14 protein-coding genes are annotated in these 14230 nt (G+C 67.9%); 8 read left to right on the top strand and 6 right to left on the bottom strand.

Going from position 1 to position 14230, the window contains the following annotated elements:
• Nucleotides 1–128 precede the first annotated feature (128 nt).
• The 4 genes from WC597_RS09295 to WC597_RS09280 form a co-directional block, all read right to left on the bottom strand.
• Complete coding sequence (locus WC597_RS09295; protein WP_372693067.1) at nucleotides 129–2513, bottom strand: ATP-binding protein; 2385 nt, start codon at nucleotides 2511–2513, stop codon at nucleotides 129–131.
• A 90-nt stretch (nucleotides 2514–2603) separates the two neighbouring features.
• The gene (locus tag WC597_RS09290) at nucleotides 2604–3173 is read right to left on the bottom strand and encodes a hypothetical protein (RefSeq protein ID WP_372693066.1); all 570 of its coding nucleotides are present in this window, start codon (nucleotides 3171–3173) and stop codon (nucleotides 2604–2606) included.
• Nucleotides 3174–3249: 76 nt separating this feature from the next.
• Nucleotides 3250–3657 carry a CBS domain-containing protein gene (locus WC597_RS09285; protein ID WP_372693065.1) on the bottom strand — a complete coding sequence of 136 codons (408 nt, stop codon included), beginning with the start codon at nucleotides 3655–3657 and terminating at the stop codon, nucleotides 3250–3252.
• 61 nt (nucleotides 3658–3718) lie between these two features.
• Nucleotides 3719–5566 (bottom strand): von Willebrand factor type A domain-containing protein, encoded by a 1848-nt coding sequence (locus WC597_RS09280; RefSeq protein ID WP_372693064.1) that lies wholly within the window; start codon nucleotides 5564–5566, stop codon nucleotides 3719–3721.
• A gap of 165 nt (nucleotides 5567–5731) precedes the next feature.
• Here WC597_RS09280 and WC597_RS09275 point away from each other — a divergent pair, with 165 nt between their 5' ends.
• From WC597_RS09275 to WC597_RS09255, 5 genes are all read left to right on the top strand, one after another.
• Nucleotides 5732–7594: a monovalent cation:proton antiporter-2 (CPA2) family protein gene (locus WC597_RS09275; RefSeq protein WP_372693063.1), complete on the top strand. Its 1863-nt coding sequence runs from the start codon at nucleotides 5732–5734 to the stop codon at nucleotides 7592–7594.
• 65 nt (nucleotides 7595–7659) lie between these two features.
• Nucleotides 7660–8679, top strand: a complete 1020-nt coding sequence (locus WC597_RS09270; protein WP_372693062.1) for a S1/P1 Nuclease — start codon at nucleotides 7660–7662, stop codon at nucleotides 8677–8679.
• Entirely contained in the window at nucleotides 8679–8912 is a 234-nt protein-coding gene (locus WC597_RS09265) for a hypothetical protein (RefSeq protein ID WP_372693061.1), read from the top strand. Before WC597_RS09270 ends, WC597_RS09265 begins: the two co-directional genes overlap by 1 nt.
• A complete protein-coding gene (locus WC597_RS09260) occupies nucleotides 8909–9715 on the top strand; it encodes an RNA methyltransferase (protein ID WP_372693060.1) in 807 nt (268 codons plus the stop codon). Before WC597_RS09265 ends, WC597_RS09260 begins: the two co-directional genes overlap by 4 nt.
• A 13-nt stretch (nucleotides 9716–9728) precedes the next feature.
• Complete coding sequence (locus WC597_RS09255) at nucleotides 9729–10055, top strand: YnfA family protein (RefSeq protein ID WP_372693059.1); 327 nt, start codon at nucleotides 9729–9731, stop codon at nucleotides 10053–10055.
• Here the strand turns inward: WC597_RS09255 and WC597_RS09250 are convergent.
• Entirely contained in the window at nucleotides 10052–10849 is a 798-nt protein-coding gene (locus WC597_RS09250; RefSeq protein ID WP_372693058.1) for a hypothetical protein, read from the bottom strand. The genes WC597_RS09255 and WC597_RS09250 overlap by 4 nt on opposite strands.
• A gap of 426 nt (nucleotides 10850–11275) precedes the next feature.
• Here WC597_RS09250 and WC597_RS09245 point away from each other — a divergent pair, with 426 nt between their 5' ends.
• A complete protein-coding gene (locus WC597_RS09245; RefSeq protein ID WP_159849344.1) occupies nucleotides 11276–11827 on the top strand; it encodes an OmpA family protein in 552 nt (183 codons plus the stop codon).
• A gap of 61 nt (nucleotides 11828–11888) precedes the next feature.
• Here the strand turns inward: WC597_RS09245 and WC597_RS09240 are convergent, their stop codons facing one another.
• Nucleotides 11889–12599 carry an NAD-dependent deacylase gene (locus WC597_RS09240; protein ID WP_372693057.1) on the bottom strand — a complete coding sequence of 237 codons (711 nt, stop codon included), beginning with the start codon at nucleotides 12597–12599 and terminating at the stop codon, nucleotides 11889–11891.
• A 216-nt stretch (nucleotides 12600–12815) separates the two neighbouring features.
• On the opposite strand from WC597_RS09240, the gene WC597_RS09235 reads away from it, so the two are divergent.
• Together WC597_RS09235 and WC597_RS09230 are read left to right on the top strand one after the other, a co-directional pair.
• Nucleotides 12816–13922 carry an S-(hydroxymethyl)glutathione dehydrogenase/class III alcohol dehydrogenase gene (locus WC597_RS09235; RefSeq protein WP_372693056.1) on the top strand — a complete coding sequence of 369 codons (1107 nt, stop codon included), beginning with the start codon at nucleotides 12816–12818 and terminating at the stop codon, nucleotides 13920–13922.
• A gap of 92 nt (nucleotides 13923–14014) precedes the next feature.
• The gene (locus WC597_RS09230) at nucleotides 14015–14230 is read left to right on the top strand and encodes a hypothetical protein (RefSeq protein WP_372693055.1); all 216 of its coding nucleotides are present in this window, start codon (nucleotides 14015–14017) and stop codon (nucleotides 14228–14230) included.

The following is a 14230-nucleotide window of genomic DNA, read 5'->3' as shown; positions in this document are numbered from 1 at the left end:
TTTGCGGGAATCCAACCAACGGCCATTTCGCAAATCGGGGTTGTGACGCCAAAGTTCACCTGTCCGAACGCCGGTTGCGTCGCCCGTGACAAGCGATCGTCCGCGCGGCCTGCCCTGACCACCAAACCCTAAGCCGCGAACGCCGCCCGGATCGGCTGCACTGTCTGGTCCGGCCGTTTCACCGGCAGGTCGAAGCTGACCACCGTGCCGAGGCCCGGCTCGCTTTCCATCGTCAGCTTACCGCCGTGCATCTCGATCAGGGACTTGGTCAGGGCCAGGCCCAAGCCGGTGCCCTGGGTGGTCTTGGAATGCTGGCCCTCGACCTGTTCGAACGGGCGGGCCAGGCGCACCAGGTCTTCGGGGGCGATGCCGATGCCGGTGTCGGCGCAGGCGACGCGGATGCGGTCCTCGCCCGCCGGGCCGGTGAAGCCTTTCAGCGACACGACGATGGACCCGCCCTCGGGCGTGAACTTCACGGCGTTGGAGATCAGGTTCAGCAGCACCTGTTTGACCCCGCGATAGTCGGCCTCGATGTCGGGCAGGTCGCCGCCCTCGACGGCGATCTTCAGCCCCGCGTCCTGAACCTTGCCGCGCATCAGGCGCACGGCGTCCTCGCACACCTCGCGCAGCGACACCGGCTCATAGTGCAGGGTCATCTTGCCGGCCTCGATCTTGGCCATGTCCAGCACGTCGTTGATCAGGCTGAGCAGGTGCTGGCCCGACTTCAGGATGTCGCCGGCATAGCCCTTGTACTTCTCGTTCAGCGGCCCGAACAGCTCGCTGGCCATGATCTCGGAGAAGCCGTTGATGGCGTTCAGCGGCGTGCGCAGCTCGTGGCTCATGTTCGCCAGGAACTCGGACTTGGCCTGGTTGGCGGCCTCGGCGCGGGTCATGGCGACTTCGTATTTGCGGGCCAGCAGCGCCAGCGTCTCACGGCTGGCTTCCAGCTGGTCGACGGTGGCCCGCAGGTCGTCGGCGGCGCGGCGGCGCTCGGCCTCCTGGCGTTTGATGGCGGTGATGTCGGCGGCGGTGACGACCGAGCCCCCTTCCGAGGTGAACCGTTCGGACAACTGCAGCCAGCGCCCGTCGTGCAGTTCGACCTCGCGCAGGCCCGCGCGCCCGCCGGCGGGACGGTGCTCGGCCTTGATCGCCAGGGCCGCGATCCGGTTCAACTCGTCCTTCAGGGCGCCGCGCCGCACCACCCCGTGCTCGAAGCCGAAGGCGTCCTCGAACGCCTGGTTCCACAGGATCAGCCGCCCCTGGCGGTCGAACAGGACGAAGGCGTCGGAAATGCTCTCGACCCCGTCACGCAGCCGGCTCTCGGCGGCCTGGGCGGCGGCCTTGGCGCGGCGGGCCTCGGTGATGTCCAGCGCGACGCCCAGGATGGCCGAAAAGCCCGCATCGCCACGCGGTCCACGCGCCTGGCCCCGCGCGTCGATCCAGCGCGCACGCCCGTCGGCGCCCGGAACGGGAAAGGTGATCTCGAACGCGCCATAGGCCGCGGCCTGGCGCAGGGCGTGGCGGAAATCTTCCTGGAATCGCGGATGGACGCGGGCGATCACGGCCTCGGCCGAACTGACGCCGCCGCGCTCGAAACCCAGCAGCACGGCCATGAAGTCGGACAGGGAGACCTCGTCCTTCTTCAGATCCCATTCCCACACGCCGCAACGCGCGGCCTCGACCGCGATGCGGAACCGCTTCTCGGTGGCGACCCGCTCGCGGTGCTGACGGGTCCGGCGAAAACCGTAGAAGACGAACAGGCCGACGACGCCCAGCCCCAGCATCAGCGGCACGGTCACCAGCCACAGGTCGTCCAGGAACGACGAGGTCGCCCCCTTGGACAGGGTCACCACATATGGCCCGTCCGGCGTCGTGCGCGCGGCGGTCGCGATCCGGCCTTCGCCGTCGATGGTCACATTGCGCGGCGTCGTCTGGGCGGCCAGGGCGGCGGCGTCCACGCCGATCAACGCCCGGATCGGCTGTCCGATTTCGGCGGCGCGTCTGGAGGCTAGCACGACCCCGCCCGCCGACACGATCCGCGCCTCGCCCGACGCCGGCAGCGGCGGGTCCATCCGCGCCTCCAGCCGCAGGCCGTCGATGTTGGCGCTGGCCGCCGCGACAGCGCCTTCGCCCTCGGCCGCCTGAACGGTCTCGCCGGGGCCGATCAGCGAGAACCCGACCTGGGGCGCGACGCGACGCGCGGCTTCGACCACGTCGATCGGCGCACGACCCGCGCGGATTTCGGTCTGACCGGCGGCGAGGCCGGCGTCGGCGGACTGGATCAGGACGGCGGTCTGGCTGGCGACCAGTTGCGTGTTCAGCGTCAGGTTCTCGGCTTCCAGCCGGCTGACATCGCGCGTCGGTCGCGTGATTTCGCGTGACGCCAGAAACACATAGCCGGTCGCGACCAGGGCCAGGGCAAGCACGGAAACGCGCAACCAGGCAGGCGCGCCGGGGGCGCGGTCAGAGGCGCGACGCCCCGACCGATTTTCCCGCCGCTCCTCGTCGCGCAAGCCCCGTCCCTCCGGCAAATCTGCTGTGGGGGGAATCTAGGCTGCGTCGCGGATTCCTGTCGAGGCTCGGCGCGCGCTTTTAACGGTATTTTAAGCCGCCGCGACCGGCGACAGCAGGCGATCCGGCGCCGGTTCCAGAACCCGTGTCACGCCTTGCAGCGTATCGCGCGCCTGACGGGCCAGGGTCAGGACAGCGGGCGGGGCGTCGTCGGGCGCCTCCGACACCATGTCCACCAGGGCCTGTGCGATCTGCATCAACTGGGGCGCGGCGGCGATCAACCGGGCCTGAAGCTCGATCTGCTGCGGGTCACGGTCGTATTCGGCGCCCGGCACGCGCCAGCCGCCCCAGTCCGCGCGGTCGGTCACCACCACGGGGTAGGTGCCGGGGTGGGGGTGGTGCAGGCAGTCCTCGGGCAGTTGCCACTTGTTGCGCGCGCGCAGCAGCCGCCACTCGCCGACGCCCTCGTCCGCCGACGGATCGTCCGTCGCCAGCATCAGTTCGTTGGCGGTGAACTCGCGCCCCAGGCCGACGTCATAGGTGACACGTACGGGTTCCTCGAAACCCTTGGCCCATACGGGCTGGACCTGTTCGACGAAGGCCCAGGCGCCGACACATTCGACCCAGACCTTCTGACCCTTCTGGAACTGCGCGCGCGCCATGCCATCCTCCGAGATTCGAAGAACAGCATGAACGACGATCCTTGACGCCCGGTGTCGGGGCGCGGTTACGCAGGTCTTAACGCGAGATGCTTTCCAGCGTCTCTCCGGCGTATTTTTCCTTCACCCGCGTCGACAGATCGCCCAGCGAGACCACGCCGACGACGCGACCGTGTTTGTCCACCACCGGCGCGCGGCGGATCTGTTTGGCGCCCATCAGATCCAGCACGACCTTCAGGTCGTCCGTGTCCAGCACCGTCTGCGGATCGCGGGTGATGAACTCCACCACCGCCGCGCTGGAGGCGGCGCCGGTCGCGATGGCGCGCACCACGATGTCGCGGTCGGTGATCGTGCCGATCAACTGGTCGCCGTCCGCTACGGGCACGAAGCCGAACCCGCCCTTGGCCATGCGGTTGGACACGTCCTGGATGGTGTCGGCGGGACGGGCCAGATGCACGTCCTTGGTCATCACGTCGCGGATCTTCATGGCGGGTTTCCTTGAGCTGAAGCGTTGCGCTGGAAACCCGCCGCGAGCGTGGCGGTTCCGATCAGGGCGTCCGTTGGGCCGGCAGGCCCTCGGCTGCCCGGACCAGCTGAACGAACTCGGCCCGGTCGCCATAGGGATCCTCGCCCCTGGCCCCCTGCGCCTGATCGACGATCCGGTTCCAGCCATAGTCGGCCGCCATCCACGGATCGCCCCGCAGCTTCTGCCCGAAGCCGGCGACGGCGATGGCCCAGCGGGTCGCTTCCGGCGGCTGGGCGCCGACCCGGCCGGACGCAGCATTCGTCAGCGGCTGCTGGATCAACTCCGACCGGCTCTGGCCCGGCTGTTTGTAGCGCACCTGGACGAAGCCGATCTCGCCGTTCGGATCGCCGCCGCCCACGCCGATGCGATTGTCGGGGTAGCGGCGCTCGGGAACCTGGGTCGGGCCGCCGACGGGGGTGATCTCATACAGGGCCGTGACGCTGGCGCCCGATCCGACCTCGCCCGCATCGATGCGGTCGTTGGCGAAATCCTCTTCATTCAACAGCCGGGTCTCGTATCCGATCAGCCGCCATTCGGCGACGCGCGCGGGGTTGAACTCGACCTGGATCTTGACGTCGTCGGCGATGGGGAAGGCGCCCTTGTCGAAGGCCGGGCCGAACAGCCGGCGCGCATCGCGCAGATCTCCGACATAGGCCGCGACTCCATTGCCCGCCTGGGCGATGGTCTGCATCCGAGCGTCCTGATAGTTGCCGCGCCCGAAGCCATAGACCGACAGATAGATGCCGGTCCCGCGCTTGTCGGCGACATAGTCCTCCAGCCGCTTGTCGTCGGTCACCCCGACGTTGAAGTCGCCGTCGGTGAACATCAGGATCCGGTTGACCTTGTCGCGGGCGAAGCTGGCTTGGGCCTGGTCATAGGCGTTGGTCATGCCGGTCGCCCCGGCGGTGCCGCCCGAGGCGCGCAGACTGGCCACCGCACAGCGCATCTTCAGCTTCTCGTCGCCGCGCGTCGGCTGCAACGTCGTGCCGGCGCCCTCGGCGTAATAGGTCACGGACAGGGTGTCCTGCGGCCTCAGCCGGTCGATGGCCAGGTTCATCGCCTTCTTGGCCAGGTCCAGCTTGTCCGTCGACCGCATCGACCCCGACACATCGACCAGGAAGGTGAGGTTCAGCGGCCGTTGTTCCCCGGTCGGCAGTTCGTAACCTTGTAGTCCGATGTGAACGATCTGACGCCCGGTCGCCCAAGGCGAGGCGGCGACCGCCGTGGTGATGGCGAATGGCCGGCTCTGCGCGGTCGGCCGGGCGTAGTCATAGTCGAAGGCGTTGATCAGTTCCTCCACCCGCACGGCGTCCCTCGGAGGGGCGCGCCCCTCGTCGATAAAGCGCCGAACGTTCGAATAGGCGGCGGTGTCCACGTCGATGGAGAAGGTCGAGACCGGCTGATCGCTGGTCCGCTTCACCGGATTGGGCGTCGCATCGGGATAGCGTTCGGTGTCGGCGGGCGCAGGGGCGACCCCGCCCGGCATGATCCGCGAGCCGGTGACGACGAGTTCATTCACCGAGCCTGACGCAGCGGACGAACCCTGGATGATGGCCGGCCGCATCGGCGCTGGCGGGGCCGACGGAGGGGGAGGAGGGGGAGGTGGCGGAGGCGGCGCGCCGTATTGGATGCGGTCTTCCTTCCGGGTCGGCGTGATGTTCACGGGCGGCGTCGGCGGGCTGACCCGCCGCACCGGAGGCGCAGCGACCGGCGCAGGCTGGCCCAGGTCGAAGCCCAGCGGCCCACAGGCCGCCTGTGTCGCCTCGCCATCCAAAGGCTTGGCCATGGCGATGGACGGCAGGGCTGCCGGCGGCGCGGCGATCGACAGGCTCAACACCGACAAGGCGGCGATCCGGGCGAGACGAGACATGGCTTCCTCCGGTTGTTTTCTTGACGCCAGTCGCGGGTCGTCCTGGGGCGAAACTGTGGCGTCCACGGCGCTCATCGCACGGCGATCTTCGACCGTGTCTTCGGCTCCATCTCGCAATCGCGCGCGACGCCCCCCACAATAGGGGCCAAGCTTGAGGGGAATGTGATGGCCGAGGCGGCGACAGGACTGGATCTGGGTGCGGCGGCCGCCTTGCTGGCGGCGGGCGTGTTCGCCGTGCCGGTGTTCAAGCGGATCGGCCTTGGGTCGGTGCTGGGCTATCTGGCGGCGGGCCTCGCCATCGGTCCCTTCGGCCTGAAGCTGTTTCGCGAGCCCGAAACCATCCTGCACGTCGCCGAGTTCGGTGTGGTCATCTTCCTGTTCATCATCGGACTGGAGATGCGGCCCAAGCGCCTGTGGGGCTTGCGCAAGGAAATCTTCGGCCTGGGCGCAGCCCAGGTGCTGTTCTGCGGTTTGATCCTGACGCTGACGGCGATGCTGGCGGGCTTTTCGGCGCCGGTCGCCTTCGTCGGCGCCATGGGCTTCGTCCTGTCGTCCACCGCCGTCATCATGCAGATGCTGGAAGAACGCGGCGAGATCGCCGGCGGGCCGGGCCAGCGGGCGGTCTCCATCCTGCTGCTGGAAGACCTGGCCATCGTCCCGCTTCTGGCCATCGTCGCCGTCCTGGCCACCGTGCTGGGCGTGGCGAACGAACAGGCGCCGCCCCTGTGGCAGACCATCGGTTTCGCAGTCGCGGCGGTCGGCGGCGTTCTGCTGGCCGGCAAATATCTGGTCGATCCCATCTTCCGCCTGCTGGCTCGTTATGGTGGGCGCGAGGTGATGACTGCCGCCGCCCTGCTGGTCGTGGTCGGCGCCGCCTGGGCCATGTCGCTGGGCGGTCTGTCGATGGCGATGGGCGCCTTCCTGGCCGGCGTCCTGCTGTCGGAATCGACCTTCCGTCACCAGCTGGAATCGGACGTGGAGCCGTTCCGCGCCATCCTTCTGGGCCTGTTCTTCCTCAGCGTCGGCATGTCGCTGGACCTGTCGGTCGTTATCACCGACTGGCGCATCGTGGTCGGCGGCGTGGTCGTCTTCATGGTGGTCAAGGCGCTGGGCATCTATGGCGTCGCCCGCCTGTTCAAGGCCTCCCACCACGAGGCGGTCGAGCGCGCGGCCCTGTTCGCGCAAGGGGGCGAGTTCGCCTTCGTCCTTTATGGGGCGGCCGTCACGGCGGGCCTGTTCGACGCCCAGGTCGGGGCCATGCTGTCGGCCATCGTCATCCTGTCGATGGCTCTGACGCCGTTGACCAGCCTGCTGACCGAGCGGCTTCTGCCCAAGCCGGTGGTGTCGGCCGAGGACGCGGACGGCGTGGACTTCGCCAAGGACCTGCGCGGCCAGGTGCTGATCATCGGCTTCGGCCGCTTCGCCCAGGTCGTGTCCCAGCCGCTGCTGGCGCGTGACGTGGACGTGTCCATCATCGAGAACGACGTCGAGATGATCCAGGCCGCCGCTCAGTTCGGGTTCAAGGTCTATTACGGCGACGGCGCCCAGCTCGCCACGTTGCGGGCGTCCGGCGCAGAACAGGCCGAGATTGTTCTGGTCTGCGTGGACAAGCCCGAGGCCGCCGACCGCATCGTCGAACTGGTCAAGTCCGAGTTCCCGACCACCAAGATCATGGTCCGCGCCTTCGACCGGGGCCATTCGATGCGCCTGATCCAGGCCGGGGTCGATTACCAGATCCGCGAGACTTTCGAATCCGCCCTGAAGTTCGGAGAGCGCGCCCTGGTCGAACTGGGCCTGGACGAGACGCAGGCGGCCGAGACCATCGGCGACGTGCGCCGTCGCGACGAGGCGCGTCTGGACCTGCAACTGACCGGGGACGCCAAGGCCGGCCGCCAGCTGATGCGCGGCAATATGCCGACGCCGCAGCCAGCCCCCTACATCAAGCCCAAGCGCGAAGGCCGTCTGCTGAACGAAGACGAGGCGGGCCCGGCGGCCCCGGACATCCGGCGCGAACCCGCCGACGTCTGAGGCGGGTGGAGGCGGGCGTAGCGATGCGCTAGAGCGAGGCCTTCCCGTCTTTCCGAGGTCGCCTCATGAAACGTCTCGCCATCGCCGCCTTGGCCCTGATCGCGGTCGCCGCGCCGGCCGTCACCGTCACGGCCTGGGGCAATACCGGCCACCGACTGATCGGCGTGGCGGCGATGCGGGCTCTGCCCGATGATCTGCCCGCCTTCCTGCGCACTCCGGCGGCCATCGCCGACGTCGGTGAACTGGCGCGCGAGCCCGACCGCTGGAAGGGCGCCGGCCAGCCGCACGACCGCGAGCGCGACACCGCCCACTTCATCGACATGGACGACCAGGGCCGGGTGTTCGACCAGCGCGGCATGAGCCTCGCCGACCTGCCGCGCCTGAAATCCGAATATGACGCCGCCCTGACCAAGGCCGGTCTGGACGTCAACGACGCCGGCTATCTGCCCTACGCCATGATCGACGGTTGGCAGCAGCTGGGCCGCGACTTCGCCTATTGGCGCGTGCTGAACGCCGCCGAAAAGCGCGAGACCAACATGGAGCGCCAGGCCTGGTACCGCGCCGACCGCATCCGCCGCGAGGCCCTGATCCTGCGCGACATCGGCGTGATGGGCCACTATGTCGGCGACGGCTCACAGCCGCATCACACCAGCATTCACTACAACGGCTGGGGCGACTTCCCGAACCCGGAAGGCTTCACCAATTCGCGCCAGACCCACGCCCTGTTCGAGGGTGAGTTCACCAACCGCGTCGCCCGTCTGGACGCGGTCGAGGCCGCCATGCCGGCCGCTGATCTGGACGGCTTCGACGTCAAGGCGCGCACCGTCTCCTATCTGACCACGACGCTCGGCACGGTGATCCCCTTCTATCGACTGGAAAAGGCGGGCGGCTTCCGCGACGCCGATCCGCGCGGCGCGGCCTTCGTCAACGAACGTCTGGCGGCGGGCGCCGGCGAACTGCGCGACTTCATCGTCACCGCCTGGACCGCTTCGAGCAGCGCCTCCATCGGCTGGCCCGCCGTCAAGGTCGCCGAGGTCGAGGCCGGAACCACCGATCCCTGGATCGCCATGGTGGGCGAGGACTGATGGCGATCGACACATTGGGCGCGCCGGAACTCTCGATACGAGACAGCTATCTTTGCATGGCGCATTTCCTTGAGACGTATTGGGAGCGAAGCGGACGGAGTTCAGATGATCTGGCCGGATTGCTCGGGGGATTGCCTTTGACGCCAGATGGCATCTCGGCCGATCCCGCGATGATGGGTGATTGGCTCGATGCGGTCGCAGCAGTCACCGGCAAGGGGCCATCCAAGCTGTGACTGAGAGCCTCACCCCCCCCGCCGTCATCCTCGACAAGTCGCAGATGGCCGAGAACATCGGCGCCGTGGCGCGGGTGATGGCCAATTTCGGCCTGACGGACCTGCGCCTGGTCACGCCCCGCGACGGCTGGCCCCAGGAGCGGGCTTGGGCCATGGCCTCGGGCGCCGACTGGGTGCTGGAGGGTGTGCGGGTGTTCGACAGCGTGGCGGACGCCGTCGCCGACCTGAGCACCGTCTTCGCCACCACCGCCCGCCCGCGCGAGACGCGCCAGCCGGTCCGCACCCCGCGCGATGCCGGCCGCATCCTGTATGACGACACGGCGTCCGGCCTGAAGACCGGCCTGCTGTTCGGCGGCGAGCGCGCGGGGCTGGAGACGACCGACATCGCCCTGTGCGCCGGCATCGTCACCATCCCCATCGATCCCCGGCACCATTCGCTGAACCTGGCCCAGGCCGTGGCGATCAACGCCTATGAGTGGCGCACCCTGATCCTGGACGCCCCGCCGCCGCGCTTCCGCGACAGCGAGCCGCCGGCGTCGAACGACCTGCTGGTCGGCATGTACGAACATCTGGAGGAAGAGCTGGAAAACGGCGGCTTCTTCTATCCACCCGAGAAGAAACGTTCGATGAGCCAGAACCTGCGCGTCATGCTGGGCCGCGCCGCCTTCTCGGAGCAGGAGGTCGCCACCATGCGCGGCGCCATCCACGCCCTGTCGCGCGGTCGCGGTCGGGTGCTGGCCAAACTGGCGGCCGAACGGGCGGCAAAGGCCTCCTCAAGCAACGAGCCGCCGCGCGGCGAGTGATAGGAGAACAGCAATGAAGCTTCTGCTGATCTATCCGTTGGCGGCGCTGGCGGAGATCGGGGGCTGTTTCGCCTTCTGGGCCTGGCTGAAGCTGGATCGCTCGCCGCTTTGGCTGGCGCCGGGCGTCGTCTGCCTGATCGCCTTCGCCTGGCTCCTGACCCTGGTCCCCAGCGATGCGGCGGGCCGGGCCTTCGCGGCCTATGGCGGCGTCTATATCTGCGCGTCGCTCGTTTGGATGGCCGTGGTCGAGAAGACGACGCCGGATCGCTGGGACGTGCTGGGCGGCCTGGTCTGCCTGGTCGGCGCGGGGATCATTCTGTTCGGCCCGAGGGCCGCTTAACCCGCCCCCAGCAGGTCCGACCAGCGCCAGCTGCCCTTGCCCAGCGCCAGTTGCGCGCCGCCGGGGCGGTCTTCCAGCTTCAGCAAGGCCAGGCCGGTCATCCGCTGGTTCTTGCACTCGGCGGGGGCGAAGGCGACTTCCAGGGCGATGGCCTGACGCACGCCGGCCAGGCCCTTGCCCGACTGATTGCGGCTCTGCAGCCAGTCGCCGTTCCAGACAAGGATGGCGCGTCCGTTGGCGCTCATGTCCTGCGAGGCGTCGATGACGGCGCGGCGCACCGCCTGGTCGTCGCGCACCGCGTCCTGGACCCAGCGCACCATGTCGCACGAGCCGCCGCCCGATCCTGGGCCGGACCCGGTCCCGCCCGATCCGCCGCCGCCGCCCACGCCCGTTCCCCCTCCGCCGCCCGGTCCCGCGCCCGCCGTCATGGCGCCGGCGATCTGGGCCGCGCCCAGCAGGGGCAGGGGCGGTCCCGGCGGCGCAGGCACGGCGGGCAGGGGTTCGACGTCGGGCGGGCGTTTGGTCACGACCAGGCGCGGGCGCGCCGCCGCAACGGCGGGCGGGCGACGCTGGGGCGCGGGCTTGGGCGGCGCGGCCGCCTGGGCCGCAGCGGCTGGCGCATCCGGTTTGGGCGAGGGATCGGGGGCGATGACCCGAGCCGGTGGCGGGGGAGGAGGGGGCGGCGGTTCGACCAGTTCGACCATCATCAGCGGCGGCTCGGACACGACCGGCTCCGGCTCCGCGCGCGCGGTCATCAGCAGGGCCAACCCGGCATGAGCGACCAGAATCGGCATCGCCGCCAGCGTCCAGCGTCGTGCCCGGCGCGGTGCCCGTCCGGCGCTCAATCGCCTATCCGTGATGACAGTTGAACACCGCGCCGCATGGTCATCAGAACAGAACGCCTGTAAAAAACATCAGGCCCTGTTGAAAACATTCGGTCGCGTCAGGAAAGTGGCGCTGAGCCGAATACAACCGGACGGCGTTTCAGATCAGCGATAGATCAGCCTGCCCGCCCTCCGGCCACGACCGTCGGCGGCGCAACGGTTGATCTGGCCGCCCGGTTCCATGTCCGCGCAAGAATAACGCGAAATACCCCATCTTTTTATGGTCAAGCTGACATGATCCTGCCCAAAGCACGTCATTACTCCGCCTTGTGCCCTACGCCATTTTCATCTTGCGCAAAAACGGGTGTGGCGCTCCCGGCAAGAAGGAGACAGAACTTGAGCAGATCGAAACTCAGGACGGCGGTCGTCGGCGGCGCCCTCATCGCCCTCGGCTTTGCGGCCAGCGGCTGCGCCAGTCATCGTTTCGTGCGTGATCAGGTGGAAGTCGTCGATACCCGCGTGACCGGCGTCGAAGGCACGGCGGGTCAGGCGCTCCAGCGCGCCAACGACGCGCACAAGTTGGCCGAGGGCAAGTTCCTCTATCAGGTCGTGCTGTCGGACGATTCCGTGAAATTCCCCACCGACGCGGCGGCCCTGTCGCCGGAAGCCGAGCAACGCCTGGCCCAGTTCGCCCAGCGCCTGGCTGGCGAGAACAAGAACGTCTATCTGGAAATCCAGGGCTATACCGACGCGACCGGCACGCCCCAGCACAATGACGAGCTGGGCGAGCAGCGCGCCGAGGCCGTGCGTCGCTTCCTGAACCGTCAGGGCGTCGCCCTGAACCGCATGGCGACCATCTCCTATGGTCAGGAACAGCCGGTGGCCTCGAATGACACGCCGGAAGGCCGTTCGCAGAACCGCCGCGTGACCATCGTCGTCCTGGCCTAACCCGCCTCGACTTCGAAAGACCCGAACGGCGGCCGCTTCGCAGCGGTCGCCGTTTTCGTATCTACAGCCCGTCGAAGAAGCCCGGCACGGCTTGCGTCGCCGGCCCATAGACGCCCTCGTCGAACAGGCGCGCCCCTTGCGTCGGTTCCAGATTGATCTCCACCGTCCGCGCCCCGGCATACCGCGCCGCCTGGACGAACCCCGCCGCCGGATAGACCGCCCCGGACGTGCCGATGGAGACGAACAGGTCGCAGGCCTCCAGCGCCCGCTCGATCCGCTCCATCTCCAGCGGCATCTCCCCGAACCAGACGATGTGCGGCCGCATGAGGCCCTGCGGATGATGCGGCGAGGCCTGATCCGCCGCCATGTCCGCCGTCCAGTCCATCACCACGCCCGACCGGGTGCAGCGCGCCTTCAACAACTCGCCATGCATATGGATCAGTTCGAACCCGTCAGCCGGCGGCGTCTGCGCGTGCGCCCGATCATGCAGATCGTCGACATTCTGCGTCACCAGCAGGAAATCCCCCTCCCACCGCGCAGCCAGTTCCGCCAGCGCCCGATGCGCCGCATTGGGCTGAACATCCGCCAACTGCAGCCGCCGCTGATTGTAGAAGTCCTGCACCAGGGCCGGATCGGCCGCATACCCCTCCGGCGTCGCCACATCCTGAACCCGATGCCCGCACCACAGCCCGTCATCCGCCCGAAACGTCGGCACGCCGCTCTCGGCCGATATGCCGGCGCCGGTCAGGACGACGAGGTTGCGATGGGTCATGACCCTGATTAGCGCGTCTCGACTGCTTGGTCAGCCTACGTCCGCCTGTGACGTAGGTGCAGCCTAAGGCTGGTGACATCGAAGGGTGTCTGCGAACCAATCTCAAAAATCTGCACGATAGTGCACTCAAAAAATTTCAGCAGCCTTCATCGGCGGACGGGCTGGCCTTCTCGGCGTCGCTCGTGAGAAACAGGCGCAAACCAAGGAGCTCTCCCCATGAAAACCCGCGCCGCCGTCGCCTTCGAGGCCAAACGTCCGTTGGAGATCGTCGAGGTCGATCTGGAAGGGCCGCGCGCCGGCGAGGTGTTGATCGAAATCAAGGCCACCGGCATCTGCCACACCGACGCCTATACGCTGGACGGTCTGGACTCAGAGGGCATCTTCCCGAGCATCCTGGGCCACGAGGGCGCCGGCGTCGTGGTGGAAGTCGGGCCGGGCGTGACCTCGGTCGCGGTCGGCGATCACGTCATCCCGCTGTACACGCCGGAATGCCGCCAGTGTAAGTCGTGCCTGTCGCGCAAGACCAACCTGTGCACCTCGATCCGCTCGACCCAGGGCAAGGGCGTCATGCCCGACGGCACGTCGCGCTTCAGCTACAAGGGCCAGGCCATCGCCCACTATATGGGCTGCTCGACCTTCTCGAACTTCACCGTCCTGCCCGAGATCGCGGTTGCCAAGATCCGCAAGGACGCGCCCTTCGACAAGGCCTGCTATGTCGGCTGCGGCGTGACGACGGGCGTCGGCGCGGTGGTCAACACGGCCAAGGTCGAGCCGGGCGCCAACGCCGTGGTCTTCGGACTGGGCGGCATCGGCCTGAATGTCATCCAGGGGCTGAAGATGGTCGGCGCCGACATGATCGTCGGCGTGGACATCAACCCTGACAAGGAAGAATGGGGCCGTCGCTTCGGCATGACCCACTTCGTCAATCCGAAGGACGTGCCGGACGTCGTGGCGCATCTGGTTCAACTGACCGACGGCGGCGCGGACTACACCTTCGACTGCACCGGCAATACGGTCGTCATGCGCCAGGCGCTTGAGGCCTGCCACCGCGGCTGGGGCGAGAGCGTCGTCATCGGCGTCGCCGAATCCGGCAAGGAGATCGCCACCCGCCCGTTCCAGCTGGTAACCGGCCGCGTCTGGCGCGGTTCGGCCTTCGGCGGCGCGCGCGGCCGCACCGACACGCCCAGGATCGTCGACTGGTACATGGACGGCAAGATCGAGATCGACCCGATGATCACCCACACCTTCGGCCTGGAAGACATCAACAAGGCCTTCGACCTGATGCACGAGGGCAAGAGCATCCGCAGCGTGGTTGTCTTCTGACCATGGCCCGCTTTTGGCGCATTATCGGATACGATGGGCTAAAGGTAACTTACGAGCGACGGTTGCCGGTTGGATCGTTGTCGGACAGCGAAATGGTCGAGGTTCTGCGTCGTCTTCAGGCGCGGCATCTGACGGATGATGAAGTTGTCGATTCCTCTTTGCGGAAGAATGCTCGGGACAGATCTCATCACTTGGAAATCACTAGAAACCAGCATGACATGGCTGATCGCTTTGCTCTGATGACCACGAACTCGTCGTGGCATTATGTTGCGGTAATAGAAACAGAATCCAAAGATCGGGAGGTTTGA

The organism is Brevundimonas sp. (assembly GCF_041648115.1).
GTDB lineage: Bacteria > Pseudomonadota > Alphaproteobacteria > Caulobacterales > Caulobacteraceae > Brevundimonas.
The sequence above is the reverse complement of the archived record's forward strand: the minus strand, read 5'-3'. Positions and strand labels throughout refer to the sequence as shown.